Annotated in this window: 18 protein-coding genes; 12 read left to right on the top strand and 6 right to left on the bottom strand. The window is 40.3% G+C overall.

The features are described 5' to 3' along the window. Window positions 1-20 precede the first annotated feature (20 nt). Together K0S23_RS14280 and K0S23_RS14275 are read right to left on the bottom strand one after the other, a co-directional pair. On the bottom strand, window positions 21-887 hold the full coding sequence (locus tag K0S23_RS14280) for a substrate-binding domain-containing protein (RefSeq protein WP_300358702.1): 867 nt from the start codon (window positions 885-887) through the stop codon (window positions 21-23). After that, entirely contained in the window at window positions 884-2644 is a 1761-nt protein-coding gene (locus K0S23_RS14275) for an ABC transporter ATP-binding protein (protein WP_300358700.1), read from the bottom strand. Before K0S23_RS14275 ends, K0S23_RS14280 begins: the two co-directional genes overlap by 4 nt. 165 nt (window positions 2645-2809) lie before the next feature. Between K0S23_RS14275 and upp the strand changes: the two genes are divergently transcribed. From upp to K0S23_RS14230, 9 genes are all read left to right on the top strand, one after another. Continuing rightward, complete coding sequence (gene upp, locus K0S23_RS14270; RefSeq protein ID WP_300358698.1) at window positions 2810-3457, top strand: uracil phosphoribosyltransferase; 648 nt, start codon at window positions 2810-2812, stop codon at window positions 3455-3457. Window positions 3458-3469: 12 nt separating this feature from the next. Further along, a complete protein-coding gene (locus tag K0S23_RS14265) occupies window positions 3470-3940 on the top strand; it encodes a hypothetical protein (RefSeq protein WP_300358695.1) in 471 nt (156 codons plus the stop codon). Then, entirely contained in the window at window positions 3940-4656 is a 717-nt protein-coding gene (locus tag K0S23_RS14260) for a YjjG family noncanonical pyrimidine nucleotidase (RefSeq protein WP_300358693.1), read from the top strand. The genes K0S23_RS14265 and K0S23_RS14260 overlap by 1 nt, the downstream gene beginning before the upstream one ends. 49 nt (window positions 4657-4705) lie before the next feature. Beyond that, a complete protein-coding gene (locus K0S23_RS14255; protein WP_300358691.1) occupies window positions 4706-5701 on the top strand; it encodes a hypothetical protein in 996 nt (331 codons plus the stop codon). Between the two features lie 337 nt (window positions 5702-6038). Further along, on the top strand, window positions 6039-7127 hold the full coding sequence (locus tag K0S23_RS14250; RefSeq protein WP_366944319.1) for a DEAD/DEAH box helicase: 1089 nt from the start codon (window positions 6039-6041) through the stop codon (window positions 7125-7127). A 131-nt stretch (window positions 7128-7258) separates the two neighbouring features. After that, the gene (locus K0S23_RS14245; RefSeq protein ID WP_300358685.1) at window positions 7259-7708 is read left to right on the top strand and encodes a KTSC domain-containing protein; all 450 of its coding nucleotides are present in this window, start codon (window positions 7259-7261) and stop codon (window positions 7706-7708) included. A gap of 171 nt (window positions 7709-7879) precedes the next feature. Beyond that, entirely contained in the window at window positions 7880-9625 is a 1746-nt protein-coding gene (locus tag K0S23_RS14240; RefSeq protein WP_300358683.1) for a DUF885 domain-containing protein, read from the top strand. A gap of 122 nt (window positions 9626-9747) precedes the next feature. After that, complete coding sequence (locus K0S23_RS14235) at window positions 9748-10665, top strand: AraC family transcriptional regulator (RefSeq protein WP_300358681.1); 918 nt, start codon at window positions 9748-9750, stop codon at window positions 10663-10665. A gap of 181 nt (window positions 10666-10846) precedes the next feature. Further along, window positions 10847-11608: an SDR family oxidoreductase gene (locus tag K0S23_RS14230; RefSeq protein ID WP_300358678.1), complete on the top strand. Its 762-nt coding sequence runs from the start codon at window positions 10847-10849 to the stop codon at window positions 11606-11608. Between the two features lie 87 nt (window positions 11609-11695). Here the strand turns inward: K0S23_RS14230 and K0S23_RS14225 are convergent, their stop codons facing one another. From K0S23_RS14225 to K0S23_RS14210, 4 genes are all read right to left on the bottom strand, one after another. Continuing rightward, window positions 11696-12247 (bottom strand): RDD family protein, encoded by a 552-nt coding sequence (locus tag K0S23_RS14225; protein WP_300358675.1) that lies wholly within the window; start codon window positions 12245-12247, stop codon window positions 11696-11698. An 84-nt stretch (window positions 12248-12331) separates the two neighbouring features. Further along, window positions 12332-14539, bottom strand: a complete 2208-nt coding sequence (locus K0S23_RS14220) for a T9SS type A sorting domain-containing protein (RefSeq protein WP_300358673.1) — start codon at window positions 14537-14539, stop codon at window positions 12332-12334. 28 nt (window positions 14540-14567) lie between these two features. Then, on the bottom strand, window positions 14568-15392 hold the full coding sequence (gene rlmB / locus K0S23_RS14215) for a 23S rRNA (guanosine(2251)-2'-O)-methyltransferase RlmB (RefSeq protein ID WP_300358670.1): 825 nt from the start codon (window positions 15390-15392) through the stop codon (window positions 14568-14570). Beyond that, window positions 15385-15789 (bottom strand): OsmC family protein, encoded by a 405-nt coding sequence (locus K0S23_RS14210; RefSeq protein ID WP_300358667.1) that lies wholly within the window; start codon window positions 15787-15789, stop codon window positions 15385-15387. The genes rlmB and K0S23_RS14210 overlap by 8 nt, the downstream gene beginning before the upstream one ends. Window positions 15790-16000: 211 nt before the next feature. Between K0S23_RS14210 and lipA the strand changes: the two genes are divergently transcribed. From lipA to lpdA, 3 genes are all read left to right on the top strand, one after another. Then, window positions 16001-16882 (top strand): lipoyl synthase, encoded by an 882-nt coding sequence (gene lipA, locus K0S23_RS14205; RefSeq protein ID WP_300358665.1) that lies wholly within the window; start codon window positions 16001-16003, stop codon window positions 16880-16882. Window positions 16883-17352: 470 nt separating this feature from the next. Beyond that, a complete protein-coding gene (locus K0S23_RS14200; RefSeq protein WP_300358663.1) occupies window positions 17353-17973 on the top strand; it encodes an outer membrane beta-barrel protein in 621 nt (206 codons plus the stop codon). Window positions 17974-18104: 131 nt separating this feature from the next. Next, window positions 18105-19508, top strand: a complete 1404-nt coding sequence (gene lpdA, locus K0S23_RS14195; RefSeq protein ID WP_300358660.1) for a dihydrolipoyl dehydrogenase — start codon at window positions 18105-18107, stop codon at window positions 19506-19508. Window positions 19509-19601: the final 93 nt, after the last annotated feature.

Raw genomic sequence — 19601 nt, 5'->3', positions numbered from 1 at the left:
TTTTATCCTCGTTTGAAGGTTTAAACAAATAGTTTATCTCTCCAGTCTTCTGCTTCTTCTTCTGAAAGCAAATTGAGTTTTTTCAAATAATGTGTCGTCTTTTCAAAAGCAAGCGGATACTCAATTCCCTTATAATTCCATTCGGTTTCGGATAGCCAGTCTTTTACCTGGTCCAAACGTAGATTATACCTCCAGGAAATGATCTCTGCAGAATCAGGATTTTCTTTTACTTCCAATGCTTTTTGATTCACAATGGAACACATTTTCTTCAGAAGATCCGCATGTTTTTCAGCAACCTCTGTTCGTGCCGCAATGACAAAACAAGGCCATGGGGTTACAACGTCGCCTACGTAATCGCACTTGCCTTGTTCTACAAATGGAAAGGTGGTGTATTTTTCCCATAAAAATGCCTGAGCTTCATTATTCTCAAGTGCCCATAAACCACCATAAATATCGCCAATCACATTAAATTTCAATCCCTCCAGGTTCCAATCGTATTGGTCTGCCATGACATAAGCCATTAAATGAGATCCGGAACCGTACCTGGAAATGGCAAAGGTTTGATCTTCGATATCTTCCGGTTTTTTTATTGCGCCTTTATTTGGTACATGAATTCCCCAGTTTAAGGGAGAAACGACATACACTTCCAAAATTTTTGCGTCTAAGCCTTGTAAGATAGACTTAGTAATTCCTTCAGTTAGAAGAACCGCAATATCAATTGTTCCGGTTTCCAGTCCGCGGACCATTTGCCCTGTTCCGCCACTCATGTCAGACCAGTGAAGATTTAAACCGATTTCCTGGAATTTCCCCTCTTCAATTGCAAGTCTCCACGGTAAATTAAAATGTTCTGGCACACCACCGATCTTAAGTCCTAATTCGTTTGTCATTTCTTTGTGAATTGCATGGAGTGCAGTTTTTTATACAGTCCATCTTTGCGTAATAACTCTTCGTGAGAACCGGTTTCCTGGATCTCACCTTTGTCCAGGACAATGATTTTGTCTGCTGCCTGTATGGTAGATAATCGGTGTGCGATAACTATTGAAGTTCTTCCTTTGGTAAGTTGTTCGGTGGCGCGTTGAATCATCATTTCAGATTCGTTGTCGACACTTGAAGTGGCCTCGTCCAAAATTAAAATATGCGGATTGTATACGTAAGCGCGGATAAATGCAAGCAACTGTCTTTGCCCGACTGATAGAACACCGCCCCGTTCACCAACCTGGTAATCGTAGCCATTCGGGAGTTTCTCGATAAAACTGTCTGCTCCCACTGCTTTTGCTGCTGCAATAACTTCTTCGCGGCTAATTGCTTCGTTACCCAAAGTGATGTTGTTATGGATAGTGTCTGAAAACAGGAAGACATCCTGAAGCACAATGGCAATGTTTTTCCGAAGGATGTCCATTTGTATCTCCCGCAGTTCCACTTCGCCGATGTGAATGGTTCCTTTTTGATATTCATAGAAACGGCTCAGAAGATTCACGATCGAAGTTTTACCTGCTCCGGTAGCTCCAACAAAAGCGATCGTTTCCTTGGGTTGAATTGTCAGGTTAATATCTTTCAAAACCCAATCTTCATCCTTATAGGCGAAATAAACATGCTCGAATTTTAATGGTTGTTCAAAATCACAATCCGTAATGGTTCCTGATTCCTGAACGTGCTCATGGGTATCCAGCAATTCAAATACTTTATCGGCACGGACGATACCCCGCTGGAGAATGTTGAATTTATCTGCCAGCATACGAATAGGTCTGAACAACATCTGGATCCAAAGGGTAAAACTAAATACGGTGCCGAATAATTGTGTGTCTCCCATGCGCTCTCCTGTCATTGAAAAAGCAGCCCATACAATAAGTAAGGCCATGGAAAGCGAACTTAGGAATTCTACAACCGGGAAGAAGATAGAGAAGGCCCAGACAGCGTTGACGTGAGCTTGTCTGTGTGTTTTATTCGCTTCCTGGAACGCGGCATATTCCATTTTTTCCCTCCCGAAGATCTGAACGATATTCATTCCGGTAAGTCGTTCCTGTACAAAGGAATTCAAACGATGTACCGCTGTTCCTTCCTGCTGGAAACTTTTACGCATAGCTTTCGCAAAAACCCGGGTAGCAAAGATCAGGATCGGAATGGGGATGAGGGCAAGAAGTGAGAGCTGCCAGTTGCTTGTAAACATGAGGATCAAAACAACTATAAGCATCAATAGATCGCCTAAAATATCAATCAATCCCGAAGAGAAGACTTCTGAAATAGCTTCAATGTCGGAAACCACACGAGTTACTAAACCGCCAACAGGTGACCGGTCGAAAAACTGCATTCTGAAAGTCGACAAGTGATTGAATATTTTTATTCGAATATCACGGATAACAGATTGTGCCATGAAATTCGAGAAATAGGTAGTTGTAAATTGGAGAAGGGCTTCGAAAAGAAGCATTCCTCCTACGATCAGGGTCCATTTCAAAAATAATTCGGGTTCTTTGGAATCTACAATGTATTTCTGCACGGTATTTCCAATGATCATAGGTCTTAGAGGGCCAATAACAGAAAGTAAAACAGTGCACAAAAAAGCCAGAATTAAAAGCCCGGAATAAGGCTTTGCAAACTTCAGCAGTCGTTTAAAAATCCTAAAATCAATTTTGCTCTGTTTGGCCATGCTGCAAAATTACATCTAAGGATTGGGATATGACTTATTTTTAAGTGCTAAAATTCATTAACAAAACACATTTTTATTTCAATTGTTTGCTTTTATTCCTTTATTTTGTGAAGAGTCAAAATGACTTACTAAAAAGCACAAAATTCACCTGCAATATTCAATACTATGGTTTACAATTTAGGTCAGTCAGCATCCATCTTCAATACTTTTTTAGGAGAGTTGAGGGATTGTACAATTCAAACTGATCCCATGCGTTTCAGACGTAATTTAGAACGCGTAGCCGAAGTATTGGCTTATGAATTAAGCAAGCAATTGGATTACCAGACAGAATTGGTGACAACTCCACTTGGAGAAGCTGAGGTTTCAACCTTGAAACAACAACCGGTTTTGGCAACCATTTTGAGAGCAGGATTACCGATGCACCAAGGTTTGTTGAATTATTTTGACCGCGCCGAAAGTGCTTTTGTTTCTGCTTACAGAAAACACACAACTGCCGAAGATTTCGATATTCATGTAGAATATTTGGCGGCTCCTTCAATAGATGGAAAAACCCTGATCATTTCTGATCCGATGCTGGCTACAGGAAGTTCCATGGTAATGGTGTACAAGGCTTTGCTGAAACAGGGGAAACCTGCAAGAATTCATATTGTGGCCGCAATTGCAGCACCGGAGGCTATTGAATTCGTCAAAAAACATCTTCCGGATTCGATCAGTATTTGGGTCGGAGCAATTGATAAGGAATTAACTGCTCAGTCTTACATCGTTCCCGGCTTGGGTGATGCAGGTGATTTGGCTTATGGTGTAAAATGTTAATATCTTGAAATTATGCCGTGGCACTTTTATTTTACACTTTTTACCCTGTCGATGATCAAGTTCATGTTTGCTCCCTTCGGCGGACCTGCAATGCACTTGAATTTTTTAGAAACCTATCTCTCCTGTATTTCCGGGGCATTCGTGGCGGCATTCATTTTCTATTTCTCAAGTGAATTTTTCATGATCCGTGCACATAATAAACGGAAGGCTTTATTACATGCATCCATTACAAACGGAACTCCATTAAAGTATAAGCCCAAATTCACCCGTTTCAACAAATTGATTGTAAGGCTGAAACGTCGCTTGGGAATTTACGGGATCGCATTTTATGCACCACTCTTTTTATCTGTTCCGGTTGGTTCCATCGTTACGGCTAAGTTTTACGGAAAAGAAAAACGCACATTTCCACTTATTTTGCTTGGAATTTGTATCAACGGAGCTATTACAACCGGACTTTCCTACATCATATACAATTTCTTTTAATGAAAGTTCGTCAGCTGTTTTTTGACCTCGACAGGACACTCTGGGATTTTGAAACGAATTCACGTTTTGCATTACAGCATCTATACGATCATTTGAAATTGGGTGAAACGATTGAGCATTTTATGCATTTTCATCACACCTATATTCGCATCAATGCTGATCTGTGGCAGCAATATGGAAATGGAAAGTTGACCAAAGAAGAATTACGCGACAATCGCTTTCGAAAGACCCTGGCACATCATGGAATTCATGACAATGAGCTTGCTCAGCAAATGAGTGACGGATATATTGATCTTTCACCGCAGCAAACGGTACTTTTTCCAGGAGCAATGGAGATGCTGGAATCGTTGAGAGCACAGGATTACTCGCTACATATTATCACGAATGGTTTCAAAGAGGTACAGCACATTAAATTGGAGAAAAGCGGAATCAGCGGTTTTTTTAATACAGTTTTGTGTTCTGAAGAGATTGGATTCACCAAACCGCATCGGGAGATTTTCCGGGAAGCTCAACGTTTAACGAACTGTAAGACAGAACACGCAATCATGATCGGAGATGATTTCAAAGCAGATATTATTGGGGCACTGAACGCAGGCTGGACAGCCATTCATTTCGATCCGGAACACCGTTTCAAAAAAGAACGCAACGTTCCCCGGATCCGGGAACTTTCAGAGATTCCGGAAGTAGTGAATTTATTGCCGATTGTGGCTAATTAAACCTGGAATGATGCCGGCTAACCTAAATAGAAAACAGATAAATAGCTTTTTGAGATATATTTTTCTTTTAGGGATATTATTTGTTTCCTTCAATGCAGCAACTCAGAAAAGACTCGAAACTACGGAATTGAAAGTATTGGCAGATAGTTTGAAATTTGTTGCTAATGTGCCGTATATCTGTGAGGATTCAATCCTGAGTGATAAGAAACCTGGTTGCGGCGACCGGATTTTCTGGAGGATAGTACAACAGAAAAAGTCAATTATTCCGTTCCTGATCGATAAGTTGGATGATACCACCCAAACGCTTGTACCGGTTCCAAATTTTGGAGGGAATTATACCGTTGCAGATATTGCTTACACCGCCATGCAGGAAATCATTGCAGATATTCCCACTTTTCAATTACTTGGTATTCCTTTTGATAAGGAAGGCTGTGGTTATTGTGCTTACTGGAATTACTTGCGGGAAGATATTTCTCACAGAAGGCATTTTCAGAAAGAAGTGCGGAAATGGGAAGATCGTTTAGGCGGAAGATGGATCGAAAGCCCGGAAGTATTGACGTGTGATTGCCGCTTTCCACATCCGAATGGCGGACATTATATCAAAGAATATACACTAAGCAATTGGACCGGTTATGGCGTTCATGTAGAATATTCCTATCTGAAAGCGCATAGTGTGGGAATCGGCGCGAACTTTATTTCAGAATCCTTTCGGCCTTTTATAGGTAAAAGAAGGATCAATTATACAGTTGACGCTACAATAACAGGTCTGTTCTATAATCGCATTTCGGCCTTGGGACAGCGAATTGATTTGGGGATCAACGTTCAGGAAACTTCTCCGGATTTTCACATTTTCGTAGAACACAACGATAAGAATGATTTCCGGATAGGAGGGAAAGTGGGAGTCTCATTCAATAATTTCATTTACCTGCATTACCGTTACAGTTATCCGCTTACTGCTTATGAGAATCCATACATTTCAAGACATGGATTTGTGTTGACATTAAAACTGAACCAAGTACCGCTTAGTACATTGTGGGGACCTTGATTTTCAGGAACAAATTTCCCTTCTGGTTGCAAGTTCGCGATATTGCGAACAGCCCTTGAATTTACTGGCTTTTAGCATCTAAATAACTAAGTGTTTTTAAGTGCTGATTTACAATTGTTTATTCTGTATTACAGATGCTAAATAATCCTGTATTTCAATCGTGACTTGAACTGAAATTACTGTGCTAATAGCTTAACATCCTGACACCCTTAAATCTTAAATCCTGAAGTCTTAGCATCTTAACATCTAATTTCCCTATCTTTGCACCCTCAAATAAATCTGGATGTCTTTTTCTTCTTTCGGCTTATCGCCTTTTTTACTTCAAGCTTTGACCGAAATGAATTACGAGAAGCCTACTCCTATTCAGGATTTGGCCGTTCCGGCAATTCTGACTGGAAAAGATGTGTTGGGAATTGCGCCTACTGGTTCGGGAAAGACGGCCAGTTATGTACTTCCCATTTTAACACAGCTTTCCAAAGCTGAAAAAGGAAAGAACAGGCACATTCAATCATTGATCCTGGTTCCGACTCGCGAACTGGCTATCCAGGTGGAGGAAGTGTTCAAGCTATTTGCACGCTCATATCCGGAGCCCTTGAAAATCAAAGCTGTTTACGGTGGTGTTTCCATCAATCCGCAAATGAAAGCCATGATGGGTGTTTCTGTTTTGATTGCAACTCCTGGTCGTTTGATCGAATTGGCGGCATCAAATGCTGTTCACTTAAGTTCTGTGAGGTCAGTTGTTTTAGATGAAGCGGACAAATTATTGAATTTGGGTTTCCAGGAGGAAATGCAGCAGATTATCAGTTTGTTGCCAAAGAAACGTCAGAACTTATTATTCTCAGCAACCCTGAACGACAAAGTTTCGGAGATAAAACAGATTTTATTGCATGATCCGATCGTACTCAAGATTGAAAACGAGGAAGATTCTGTTGACTTAATTCAACAAACAGCTTTCCGTGTTTCAGATGAACGAAAAGGGCCTTTGCTGCGTTATTTGATTCGTTCCCGCAAAATGAAACAAGTTTTGGTCTTTACAAGTTCGACTTTTAAAGCCGATCAGGTAGTGGAAAAATTGCGTAAAAACAACATCGACGCACAGGCAATTCACAGCAAGAAAAGTCAGGATGCCCGAAATAAAGTCCTTCGGAATTTTAAAGCCGGACACCTGAAAGTATTGGTTGCTACAGATTTGATCTCTCGTGGAATCGATATTGAATTTTTACCCTTCGTGATCAATTACGAATTACCCCGTTCTCCAAAAGATTATGTTCATCGCATAGGTCGTACGGGAAGAGCTGAGTCAACAGGAGAAGCACTCACATTTGTTACTCCGGAAGACGAACATCATTTTAAAATTATTCAAAAGAAAATGGGAAAACAGGTTCCGTTTGAAGAAACAGAAGGCCTCGACCTGAATTCAATCTAATTCCATCTCATAAAACAATAAAACAATTCAGGTTTGATTCAAGCAAAATTGAGTTCAAATCAAAATAACAGACCGGAATTTCAGTCCTAACATACTGAAGTCCTATAGTCTTAAAATCTATAAAAAGAAGCATGAAACGTATTGCATCATACAAAAAACTTTTCCAAGTAGAAGAGGAAATTAGCCTGGCTCAGTTAAAAACAACTTACCGCAAATTGGTAAAAGAGTGGCATCCGGATAAATTCCAGGAAGAAGATCCTTTGAAATCAGAAGCGGAAAAACGCAGTCTGGAAATTATTGACGCTTATCATTTCCTGGTAAGTATTGCACCGGAGACCCTGGAGCAGAACATGGAAGAATACCTCGATACGATCAACACTTCCATGATTGCAGATTTCCATTACAAAGGATTGACCTTGAAAGTGACTTTCCTGAACGGACAGGTATTTGAATATTTTGGTGTTCCGAATAACATTTATAAAAAACTGACACAATCAGCAACTCCCGAGCGTTTTGCAAGAAGACACATCTTTTCTGCTCATACCTATCGCATGGCAAGCAAAGGAGCGGTTGAGGCTTAGTTCTTAATAAATTTGGTAACGTTCTTTTCTCCCACAGACGGGCACAGAAGAACGTAGAAGATGTGTTTTCCAAGATTACCCAATGATGGTTCATCTGTGTTCACCGTAGGTGAATCCGTATTCCTCTGCGGGAGATGTCTAAAAATCATTACCTTGGTGTAAAATATCAAGATGAAAAAACGGATCGTTTATGTTTATGGTGCATTCTTATTTGCAATCCTTGGACTTCTGACTGCTTGTCCGAAAAGTAATGTGAACGCGGATGCAGAGTTTGATAAATACAAAGAAGCATTCGTACTTCGTTTATGGGAAATGAACCCGGGATGGGCGAGCGGAAGTGGCTATCACAAATATGATTCTGTTTTGGTTGTACCTGATAAAGAACGCCAAAGTAAGGAGCGTGAATTCATTCAAAAAGAACTGGACCAACTGAATCAATTTGAATCGGAGGAACTGGCGGATGCAAATCAAATAGATTATAAATTGATCAAAAACTACCTGGATGCTTCGGCCTGGGAATTGGCCTTTTTCAAATCGGGTGAATGGAATCCGTCTAATTATAACATATGCGGTGGTTTTGCTGAAATGCTGGCAAATAATTATGCGCCCTTGGATGAACGGTTGAGAAACTTCTCTATCCGTTTAAAAAATGTCCCGGCTTATTACAAAGCTGCAAAAGCAAATATTAAAAATCCAACGAAGGAACATACACAATTGGCTATTGAGCAAAACAGGGGAGGATTATCTGTCTTCACCGCTGACTTACCTGCTAGCCTGGAAAAAAGCACATTGAGTACGAAAGAAAAAAATGTTTTGTTGGCAAGAAGCAAAGCTGCTCAAAATGCTATTGAAGAGTATGCTTCCTGGCTGGAGAAACTTCCAAACCCGAATCCCCGAAGTTTTAGAATCGGAAGTAAGCTTTACGCAAAAAAGTTCGGATTTGATATTCAGTCGGACAATTCTGCAAAAGAGATTTACCAAAGCGCATTGATCCACAAAAAGGAATTACATCAAAAAATGGTGAAGATTTCCCGCCAGATTTGGAATAAACACATGGGAAGCAAAGCAATGCCCGAAAATGAATACGAGTTAGTGAAACAACTGATCGATCAGATTTCATTGCAGCATACACAGCCGGATAATTTCCAGAAGGATATTGAAAAGCAAATTCCGGAACTGGAAAAATTTGTAAAGCAAAAGAATCTGATCTACCTGGATCCGAAAAAACCACTGGTTGTTCGTCGCGAACCGGATTACATGGCAGGAGTTGCTGGTGCATCTATTTCTGCTCCTGGTCCTTACGATAAAGGGGGAAACACGTATTACAATGTGGGAAGTTTAAATGGTTGGCCAACCGAAAGATCTGAGAGTTATTTGCGGGAGTACAATGATTATGTATTGCAAATCCTGAATATTCACGAGGCAGTTCCCGGACATTACACACAATTGGTTTACAGCAATAATTCACCGAGTATCATTAAATCCATTTTTGGAAATGGTGCAATGGTAGAAGGCTGGGCTGTTTACACCGAACTGATGATGCTGGAAAATGGTTATAAAAACAGTCCGGAAATGTGGTTGATGTACTATAAGTGGAACCTAAGAACCACGTGCAATACCATTTTGGACTATTCGGTTCATAATCTTGGTTTCAGCAAAGAGCAAGCAATGAATTTACTCGTGAATGAGGCCTACCAGCAACAGGCTGAAGCCGAAGGAAAGTGGAAAAGAGCAACATTGACCCAGGTGCAGTTATGTAGCTATTATACGGGCTTTACCGAAATATGCAGCCTGCGGAAGGAGTTAATGAAGAAACAAGGGAAAAATTTCAGCCTGAAAACATTCCACGAGAAATTCCTGAGTTACGGAAGTGCTCCGGTGAGAGATATCCGGGAATTGATGCTGAGTAAAAATTAGCAATGGTTTAATTATCAATTATCAAGAGGGATTCTATTAGGGAAGCAAAATCCTCTTGATAATTTGGCATTGCTAATTGATAATTAATCTCTGTATATTTGATTTTTGCAATTCAGTAATACATGGATTTTCTCACCTTAGAAGAGTTTTATCGGTCAATCTGTAACGGATCTTCTTTAGTTCCGGAAGAAATTGGCAAAGAACTGGGTCATTTTAATGTCTTTGATACCGACGAGTTGCTTGCGCAATACAAGGGGCAAAAAGGGAAAATGCCTTATAACCGGCGTTTGTATTACAAAATTAGCCTTATCAAAGGGAAAAGTAAAGCCGAGTATGCAGATAAAGTCATTGATATTGAGAAGTATGCTTTGCTTTTCGCTACACCCAAAGTCCCTTATAACTACACTTCTGAAAATGAGGATCACAGTGCTGTGTTTTGTGTATTCAGCCCGGATTTTATTACACGATCCAATACCGGATTTATCCTGGATGAATTGCCGATCTTCAGCCCGGGAAGTATCCCTGTTTTTGAATTAAGGGAGAATGAATACCAGTATTTGAGAACATTGTTTTCTAAAATGAAGAAAGAGCTGTCATCGGATTACACTTATAAATATGACTTGATTCGCAATTACGTGATGGAACTGATCCACCTCGGACAAAAATTACAGCCGGCTTCTGTATTGTATCCAAAACATTCTGCTTCCGAGCGGGTAAGTTCGATGTTTGTGGAGCTATTGGAAAGACAATTTCCTATTGAATCCAATCGTCAGCGTATTGGTTTGCGAACGGCAAAAGATTATGCGGACCGCTTATCGGTTCATGTGAATCATCTCAATAAAGTCCTGAAAGAAAATACCGGCAGAACCACAACAGAAGTTATCGGAAACCGAATTACTCAGGAAGCTAAGATCTTATTGAAACAAACCAACTGGACGGTTTCTGAAATTGCTTATTGCCTGGGATTCGAGGAAGTGGCTCATTTCTCTAATTTCTTCCGGAAACATACTCAATTGACTCCAAATTCCTTCAGATCGTAACTGAATTATAAATGGTCTAATTATCAATTATCAAGGGGATTCTTTTTACATCTGATATCCCCTCAATAATTTTGTTATTTATAATTGATAATTATTCTTTGATTTTCGCAACAGTTGGATTGCTTCGCGCAAACGCAACTGCACTTTCAGCAGGTACCTTTGTTCCATCAAATTAAATCACATGAAAACAAACAAATTAGCACTCGTAACAGGAGGAAGCCGTGGTCTTGGAAGAAGCATGGCAAACAAATTAGCAGACAAAGGGATCAATGTTATTATTACTTACCACACGAATAAGACAGAGGCAGATAAAGTAGTTGCCGAAGTTCAGGCAAAAGGAGTTGATGTATTGGCTCTTCAGCTGGATGTGAGTAAAGCGGATACTTTCAAACAGTTCGGAGCAGATTTACGGACCGCAATTGCAGATAAGTTTGGTTCGGACAAACTGGATTTTCTGATAAACAATGCAGGAATAGGATTAATGACTCCGGTTGGAGCGACCGAATTATCCGTTTTTGAATCGCTTTCCGATATTCACTTTAAAGCTCCGGTATTCCTTACTCAGGAAGTACTTCCAATCATGAATGATGGTGGCGGGATCATAAATATCTCAAGTGGTTTGGCGCGATTTACCGCACCGGGCTATGCAGTTTACGGGTCGTTAAAAGCAGCAATCGAACAATACACAAGATACCAGGCAAGTGAACTGGGGGCTCGTAAGATCCGCGTGAATTGTGTTGCACCTGGCGCCATTGAAACCGATTTTGGAGGTGGAGCAGTAAGGGATAATGCAGATTTCAATAAAATGATTGCTGATGGAACGCCTTTGGGTCGGGTTGGTTTACCGGATGATATTGGCGACGTAGTTGCGTTTCTTTGTACGGATGAATCGCGCTGGATTAACGGTCAGCGAATTGAGGTTTCCGGGGGAACGAATTTGTAGTTCGATTTTAAAAACGAAAGCCTTCCGGAGTAATCCGGAAGGCTTTTTAGTTATTTTGTGTTAGGGTCTTAAAATCCAAATGTCTTTTTAATCCAAAATATCTTCTTTGGAGCTGGTGAAAGTTCCAAGTAATTTTTGAAGTTCTCTTTTTTCTGAATTCTTTACCACATACGTATTTGACCACTTATCGTGCCACCCCCTTTCAGAAAAACAGGAAAACGCTTCAAAAGGAACTGCGCGAGCGAAACTTCTTCCTAAAAGAGCACCTGCTTTTGGTTTTTCGGCGTATTTATCGATAACTGTATAACCGAGCATTAATTTTCCCAAGGTGGTTCCAATACTGACCTCCAGGATGAAATAGTAGCCAACCAAGATTAATGCTCCCAATAAGCGGGACATTAATGGATCTTCCCATATTTCAAATACTCCTGCAAAGGCAGAAATAATCCCGATAAGGAAGGCTAAAATATAAACAAAGACAAGGTCGATCAAGTAATAACCAAAGCGCGGACCTTTTTCCACAATCTCAGGAGTTCGCACAACCATTTTTGTTACAGGAACTTTGACTGTATTTCCGTTTTCGTCTTTTTCGTTTTTGTAGGTCGTCTTTTCAACCTTTAGATCTTCGATGGTTTTCATTAAATATTAGTTTATAATGAGGCCTAAAATGTAAAGAATATTTAGCGGTCTTTACTCTATTAAGCTTTTGTTGTCATGGCTAAATTAGTCTTTTATCAATTTGAGAACTGTTTTTTCATTGCTTTGATTCAGTATTTCAATGAAATAAATCCCATTTGGAAAGTTCACTTCGAAAGATACACTGTCCTTATCGCGTATTTTACGAGATTCAGTTAATTGCCCTGTTATTGAGAATAGATTTATTTCCGCATAATGCTGGTTTTGCTCAAATTGAAGGGTGAAGGAACCTTTAGTAGGATTTGGATAAAGTAGGACTCCAGGTGCAGCATTTTCAGCTAGCCCAACTGTAGTAATTAGCATACAGTCAGTTGTATCGATGCATCCGTTTTTGGTGATTTCTGCCGCGTAGCTTCCATTGGCAGTTGGAGTAAAGGATTGAGAAGTTTGATTCGGGATTACGCTCATACCATTATTGCAATTTAACCATCGGTAGGACAACCCAGATGCATTTGTTGTTATCGTGTTGTCTGTGACAGAATGCATTAATCCCAAAGGAATGTATTCCACTTCCAAATGGAGGAAATTAGAAGAGTCACAACCTTCTGAATTTTGAATTACATAAACAGGAGTTTGTGTGGAATAATTATACGTAATTCCATTAATCCAGGTGTAAGGGTTGCAGGAAAATACAGAATCGGCATTTATTGTGGAATACCTTACGTTTAAATACAGCCCAACAATACTGTCACAGCCATTGTTTGTTGAAGAAATGAAATTATATGTTCCTGAATTGGTTGAATTGCTGTAATAAGTAACTCCATTCACCCATTGTAAACTATCACATACGTTCAGACTGTCTATATGGCCAATAATGGTTTCACATTCATTAAATTTTATCAGATAACAGGCGTTTAATCCACCAAGGTTTGTGAAAGAGATAACAGTACTTCCTGGGGAAAAATCATTTGAAAAACCTGAATAATACCCGAAGTTGTAAATACTACCTGTTGAATCGATCAGAGGGTTTACAGGGAAATCAGAATCGCTTCCGCCGAATGTTTTTACGGTCATCAGATTTCCAAGTGAATCAAGTTTCCAGATAAATATATCCGGGAGATAGTTAAGAGTAACCGGAGGGATCCAATTAGAAGTCATTTTTGGGTCGAAATCCACATCACCCTGATAGGTTCCGCTGATGTAGACATTGTTTAAAGAGTCTGTTATAAGACCTGCACATCGATTTGTTCCTCCGCTTGATACGTTTGCTGCCCAAACAAAGCCACCATTACCATCCAATTTCAGTACAAAGCCGTTTTCGCCGTAGTAATAAGGGAAAATATGGACTCCCTGTCCTGGATCGAAATCCACATTACCTTCGAAAGTGCCGCATAACAGGATATTACCTGACTGGTCCCGATCGATTCCCGATGCTTTAACTTCTCCCGTAAGCTGTTTTGCCCAAACACCCAAACCATTGCTGTCGAGCAATCTTATAATAGTTCCATACTGTTTTACAGTAGAATAAACCACATTTTCATTCGAGTCGATGAAAAGGTCTGATGCGTATTCGTAAAAACTGTTAGTGACTGTATCCAGCCAGATGAGGTTAAAATCAAGATCGTATTTCCCCAGGAATGCAGTGGCGTAGTTGGAGTACATCGGTTGAATATTTATTCCAAAATCAACATCAACGGAGTCCTGGTATGAACCTGTCAGGTAAAAGTGATTATCTTCTGAGATTTTGACCTTGTTAATTGAAAGAATACCCGGACTGGATGTTTTTACCCATTCAAAATCTCCATCCTCTGTTAATTTTAGAATGTAGGCATTGCCATATGGATGACCGATATGAATTTCTGGATTCCCTCCTGGGTTAAAATCAACACTATCCCTGAATATACCTGTTACATATATCGAGTTGGAAGTATCTGTTAGAATAGATGAACCCCCATCATTATTAGCTCCTCCAATTGATTTTGCCCAAAGCGGGATACCTAGAGAAGTGAGTTTTAATACAAAACCATCGGAATTACTATTGCTGAAGGAGCTACCATTGCTGGTGAGAATGGTAGTGTCTACACCAAAACCAAAATCGACAGATCCTTGAAATATACCTGTCACCAGAATGTTTCCTTCACGATCAAAAACAATTTGGGAAGGCCATATACTACCATTCGGGGTAGTCATATTCGATTTGACCCAGTCCAATGATAAACTTTGGGCATGAATTACTCCGGACAGAATTACAAAAAATACCGTCAGAATGTAGTGGGGATAGGTTGATTTTGTCATATTAAATAAGGAAAGTGGATTTGGAATTTTATTTAGCAGCCTTTACCTGCTTCAAACGTTCATATAAGATCATTCCGGTTGCCACACCAACGTTCAGTGAAGAAATATCTCCGGCCATCGGGATGCTCAAACGCACATCTGACATTTTCAATAAATCATGAGAAATACCGTCTTCTTCCGAGCCAAGAATAATTGCCGTAGGACCAAAGAAGGAATAGTTTTCAACCGAAACCTTTGATTTTTCAGTACAGGAAACGATTTGAAAACCGCTCTGCTGTAAATAGAACAAACTGTTTTTCAATAAATCTGTTTTACAAACAGGAATACTGTGTAAAGCCCCTGCGGAAGTCTTGATTGCATCTGCGGAAACCAATGCACTTCCTTTTGAAGGAACCAAAATAGCATCAACACCCATACAGGCAGCTGTGCGGGCAATTCCACCAAAGTTCCGGACATCCGTAATGCGGTCCAGGACCAAAATGCATGGTTCTTTTCCTTCGGAAAGCCACTGATCACACAATTCTTCGATATTCTTATATTCAACCGGAGAAGTAAATGCAATGACTCCCTGGTGATTGTTTGCCGTTAATTTGTTTAGTTTCTCAACCGGAACAAACTGTAATTGGTATTCTTTACCGGTTAGTGCTGTTCTCAACTCCTCGAACAAGTCTTTGTCAATTCCTTTTTGGATCAGGATCTTATTGATTTCAACCTCGTTCTTGATCGCTTCGATCACTACACGGATTCCATAGATAATGTCTGATGGATCTTCTTTTGGTTTGCGTTCAAAAGATCGTTGGTCTTTGTTAAATCCTCCGCCTCTTTCTTCGCGGTCGTTTTTCTTATTATACATTGAATGTGATTTCAAGTTCGATATCTTCACTAACTGATTTCGCTACCGGGCAAGCCAGTGCAGCGCGCTTTACTTTTTCAATGGTGGTTTCGTCCCAGCCATTGTTCCGCAAGTCCATTTCGATCACTATTTTTCCAATTCTTCGTGGAGAGGAAGCCATGATTTTTGTTACGGTTGCGGAACCGTTTTCGTAGTTGTGTCCGTGTTCATTACAGTAAATTCCAATGATGCTGATCATGCAGGAAGCGTACGCAGTTGCAACCAAATCAGTTGGAGAGAATTTCTCTCCCTTTCCATGGTTGTCTGTTGGTGCGTCCGTATGAATGACTGTTCCCGATTGAAGATGAGTACATTCGGTTCTCAATCCCCCCAGGTATTTTACTGTTGATGTTGCCATAACTTCTTTGTTTAATAGTTTCAAAAGTTCAAAGGGTCAAAAGTTTAAGCCATTCCTTGGATTAAGACTTTTGCATTTTGCATTTTGAATTTTCAATTAAATTGAATGCTTCTTTGTACTTTTGTAAAATCAAAATTAGCAAGGCCAAAGGTACGGAATTTTGCGTCCGGATGGTGAATAATCTATTTTTGAATAGCGGAAAGGCACGACTATGTCAGAAGAAATAACAACAACAGAAAATAACGTTCGAATCAAAAAACCAAGCTGGTTACGTGTAAAGCTTCCGATCGGGGAGAATTACCGCAAGGTTAGAGCCTTGGTTGATGAACATAAACTGCACACCATTTGCGAAAGTGGCTCTTGCCCGAATATGGGTGAATGTTGGGGTGAAGGAACTGCAACGTTCATGATCTTAGGTAATATCTGTACACGTTCGTGTGGTTTTTGTGCTGTTCAAACCGGGAAGCCCGATGTTATTGATGAATTCGAACCGGGAAAAGTGGCTCATTCCATTAAAACGATGGGAATCAAGCACGCGGTGATTACTTCGGTGGATCGTGATGATCTGAAAGACGGTGGTTCGGGAATCTGGGTACAGACCGTTCGTGCTGTTCGTCATCAAAGTCCGGGAACAACGATGGAAACCCTGATCCCTGATTTTGCAGGGAAATGGGAAAACTTACAGCAAATCATTGATGTAGCTCCTGAAATTGTTTCGCATAACCTGGAAACAGTGCGCCGTTTGACAAAACAAGTGCGGATCCAGGCAAAATATGACCGCAGTTTGGAAGTATTGTTCCGCCTGAAAAAAGGAGGGATGAGAACCAAATCAGGAGTAATGCTCGGTTTGGGAGAAACAGACGAAGAAGTGATCGAAACAATGGAAGATTTGAGAGCTGTCGGAGTAGACATCCTGACATTGGGACAATACCTGCAGCCAACTCCAAAACATTTACCGATTGTTGAATTCGTAACTCCGGAACGTTTCGATAAGTACCGCGAATTAGGTTTGGAAATGGGCTTCCGTTTCGTAGAAAGCGGTCCGCTTGTGCGTTCTTCCTACCATGCAGAAAAGCATATTTTCGATTTGTAACTGTAGTAGATTTCATTCGATTTCACTGTTGAATAATTTCCAAAAAGCTTACTTCCATTGACGCTAGGATCAAGGATTTCAGCACTCTTTCGAGCTTCGAATGCGAAACCTACTTCGTCGTCGACTTCGTAGGTTAAACGTAAACACTGCTTCACTAAAGTTTCGCAGTGTAAAAGGAGACAGTAGCGGACTTTACAGTCGCTACGTCTCAAGGTGGGGTATCTATACTTAACCCATACTTGAAAGTAGGAGTATCTATATAGTTTCGATACAATAAGCATAATATATTCAGAAAGAATTCTGCGGGTATCACAAATCTCTCATTCCTACACTTATCTCTTTTTAGCACATTCTATCCTCTCCCATTCTATTATAGTACGGGTTTTCGCAATACCTATTTTACAAACGCATTTTTCCGTTTTCTGATTCTTCTCTTAGCAGGTAGTTTTGAGAACAGAAAATTGACAACTATGAAATTTATTCTTGCGATTACCTTATTTATTCCGCTTTTGGGAATTAGCCAATACGATTCGAGTCCACAACTGGGTGCTTTCATTAACCCGGGAATAAGAGATTTCTCATTCAACGAGGATAATTTTAAAAACAGGTTTGGTTTGGAAGCCGGGCTAACGGCGAAACATTCCGTTGCGAACGGCCTCCTGCGTTTTGGCTATTCTGTAGGGATGACTTATGATTGGTATAAAAGAGATTACAAGGGATATATCATTACGGATAGTCGGGTGGAAGGAGTAGCAGTTATGTTCCGGCCCGAGTTTCGGATCATTAATAAACCTAAATTTTCCGTGTACGCTGGTGCAGGACCAAGATTCAGCTATTTGTATTCATTTAAGGAGCATAGTGTAATGAAAAAGGAAGATGGGACTACTCTAGTGAAGGGATGGGAAAGAAAAAACTCTTATGAAGGTTTCTATTTGGGGATTCATGCAGCCGTATCCGTTGAGTATAAATTTGCCGAACACTGGGCGTTTAATCTGGGGCTGAATGCTTTTGCGGGTGCAACATTAGGTATTTTTGACATAAATTCCTGTACCGGAGAAAATTTGACCACCGGTGTGGCTTATGTTTTCTAGTTCTCCTTGGATCAAAAAACAGCCATTCTCTCATTCCTACATCAATCTCTTTATAACACATTCTTTTCACTTTTCAATTCTCAATTTTCAATTAATACTTACCTTTAGCCCACATTTTAGAAATTGAAACTATGAGTACGTTTGATGTTGCGATAATCGGTTCAGGTCCTGGTGGATATGTAGCTGCTCTTCGCTGTGCACAATTAGGATTGAATACTGCTTTGATCGAAAAATACCCTACGCTTGGAGGAACATGTTTGAACGTGGGATGCATTCCTTCAAAAGCTTTGCTGGATTCTTCAGAACACTTTTTCAATGCGAAGCACAATTTTGCAACTCATGGAATCAAAGTAGATAATGTAGAGGCTGACATTACTCAAATGATCGCTCGTAAAGAGGATGTGGTTACACAAACCTGCAACGGGATCAAATTTTTGATGGACAAAAACAAGGTAACGGTTTACCAGGGAGTAGGTTCATTTGTAGATAAAACTACGATTGCAATCAAAGACGACAAGGGAAACAGCACGAACATTACGGCAAAAAACATCATTATTGCAACCGGTTCAAAACCAAATTTCTTCCCTGGAATGGAACCGGATAAGAAACGCATCATTACTTCAACCGAAGCGTTGAAGATGACAGAAATCCCTAAAAAGATGATCGTTATCGGAGGTGGTGTTATCGGTTTGGAATTAGGATCGGTTTACGCCCGTTTGGGATCGGAGATCGAAGTGGTGGAGTTCGCACCGAACATTCTTCCTACAATGGATTTTTCTTTAGGAAAAGAGTTGACGAAGATTTTGAAAAAAGAAGGATTTAAATTCCATTTGGAACATAAGGTTCAAAAAGTCGAAAACACCGGAAACGGAGTGAAATTGACTGCTTTGAACAAAAAGAATGAAGAAGTAATCCTGGAAGCCGACTATTGTTTGGTTGCAGTTGGTCGCAAGGCATATACGGAAGGCTTAGGATTGGAAAATATCGGTTTGACAGCAAATAACCGCGGTCAGATTGATGTGAACGATCATCTGCAAACGGCAGTTCCGAATATTTACGCCATTGGTGACGTAGTTCGTGGAGCAATGTTAGCTCATAAAGCAGAGGAAGAAGGAGTTGTTGTTGCTGAGCAATTGGCTGGACAAAAACCGCATATCAATTACAACCTGATCCCGGGAGTTGTTTACACCTGGCCGGAGATTGCTTCGGTTGGTAAAACAGAGGAAGAACTGAAGGCTGCGGGCGTAGAATACAAAGCGGGTTCGTTCCCGATGAAAGCTCTTGGAAGAGCTCGCGCATCAATGGATATCGCAGGATTTGTGAAAGTATTGGCAGATGCTAAAACGGATGAGGTATTAGGTGTTCATATGATTGCTGCACGTGCAGCGGATATGATCATGGAAGCTGTTACTGCAATGGAGTTCCGTGCATCTGCAGAAGATATTTCCCGTATTTGTCATGGTCACCCGACTTTCTCGGAAGCGATCAAAGAAGCGGCACTTGCCGCAACTGATAACCGAGCGTTGCATATTTAAAAGATTTTTATAATACATTTTTGAAGAGCATTTGTTTAGACGGATGCTCTTTTTTTTTTAGAATCGAAGGTGTATATCTTACCACAAATACGC

It is taken from the genome of Fluviicola sp. (genome assembly GCF_029266855.1).
Classification (GTDB): domain Bacteria; phylum Bacteroidota; class Bacteroidia; order Flavobacteriales_D; family Crocinitomicaceae; genus Fluviicola.
The sequence above is the reverse complement of the archived record's forward strand: the minus strand, read 5'-3'. Positions and strand labels throughout refer to the sequence as shown.

Coding starts and splice junctions, on each gene's coding strand:
- K0S23_RS14280 (WP_300358702.1), bottom strand. CDS start 887: ATGACAAACGAATTAGGACTTAAGATCGGTGGTGTGCCAGAACATTTT.
- K0S23_RS14275 (WP_300358700.1), bottom strand. CDS start 2,644: ATGGCCAAACAGAGCAAAATTGATTTTAGGATTTTTAAACGACTGCTG.
- upp (WP_300358698.1), top strand. CDS start 2,810: ATGGTTTACAATTTAGGTCAGTCAGCATCCATCTTCAATACTTTTTTA.
- K0S23_RS14265 (WP_300358695.1), top strand. CDS start 3,470: ATGCCGTGGCACTTTTATTTTACACTTTTTACCCTGTCGATGATCAAG.
- K0S23_RS14260 (WP_300358693.1), top strand. CDS start 3,940: ATGAAAGTTCGTCAGCTGTTTTTTGACCTCGACAGGACACTCTGGGAT.
- K0S23_RS14250 (WP_366944319.1), top strand. CDS start 6,039: ATGAATTACGAGAAGCCTACTCCTATTCAGGATTTGGCCGTTCCGGCA.
- K0S23_RS14245 (WP_300358685.1), top strand. CDS start 7,259: ATGAAACGTATTGCATCATACAAAAAACTTTTCCAAGTAGAAGAGGAA.
- K0S23_RS14240 (WP_300358683.1), top strand. CDS start 7,880: ATGAAAAAACGGATCGTTTATGTTTATGGTGCATTCTTATTTGCAATC.
- K0S23_RS14235 (WP_300358681.1), top strand. CDS start 9,748: ATGGATTTTCTCACCTTAGAAGAGTTTTATCGGTCAATCTGTAACGGA.
- K0S23_RS14230 (WP_300358678.1), top strand. CDS start 10,847: ATGAAAACAAACAAATTAGCACTCGTAACAGGAGGAAGCCGTGGTCTT.
- K0S23_RS14225 (WP_300358675.1), bottom strand. CDS start 12,247: ATGAAAACCATCGAAGATCTAAAGGTTGAAAAGACGACCTACAAAAAC.
- K0S23_RS14220 (WP_300358673.1), bottom strand. CDS start 14,539: ATGACAAAATCAACCTATCCCCACTACATTCTGACGGTATTTTTTGTA.
- rlmB (WP_300358670.1), bottom strand. CDS start 15,392: ATGTATAATAAGAAAAACGACCGCGAAGAAAGAGGCGGAGGATTTAAC.
- K0S23_RS14210 (WP_300358667.1), bottom strand. CDS start 15,789: ATGGCAACATCAACAGTAAAATACCTGGGGGGATTGAGAACCGAATGT.
- lipA (WP_300358665.1), top strand. CDS start 16,001: ATGTCAGAAGAAATAACAACAACAGAAAATAACGTTCGAATCAAAAAA.
- K0S23_RS14200 (WP_300358663.1), top strand. CDS start 17,353: ATGAAATTTATTCTTGCGATTACCTTATTTATTCCGCTTTTGGGAATT.
- lpdA (WP_300358660.1), top strand. CDS start 18,105: ATGAGTACGTTTGATGTTGCGATAATCGGTTCAGGTCCTGGTGGATAT.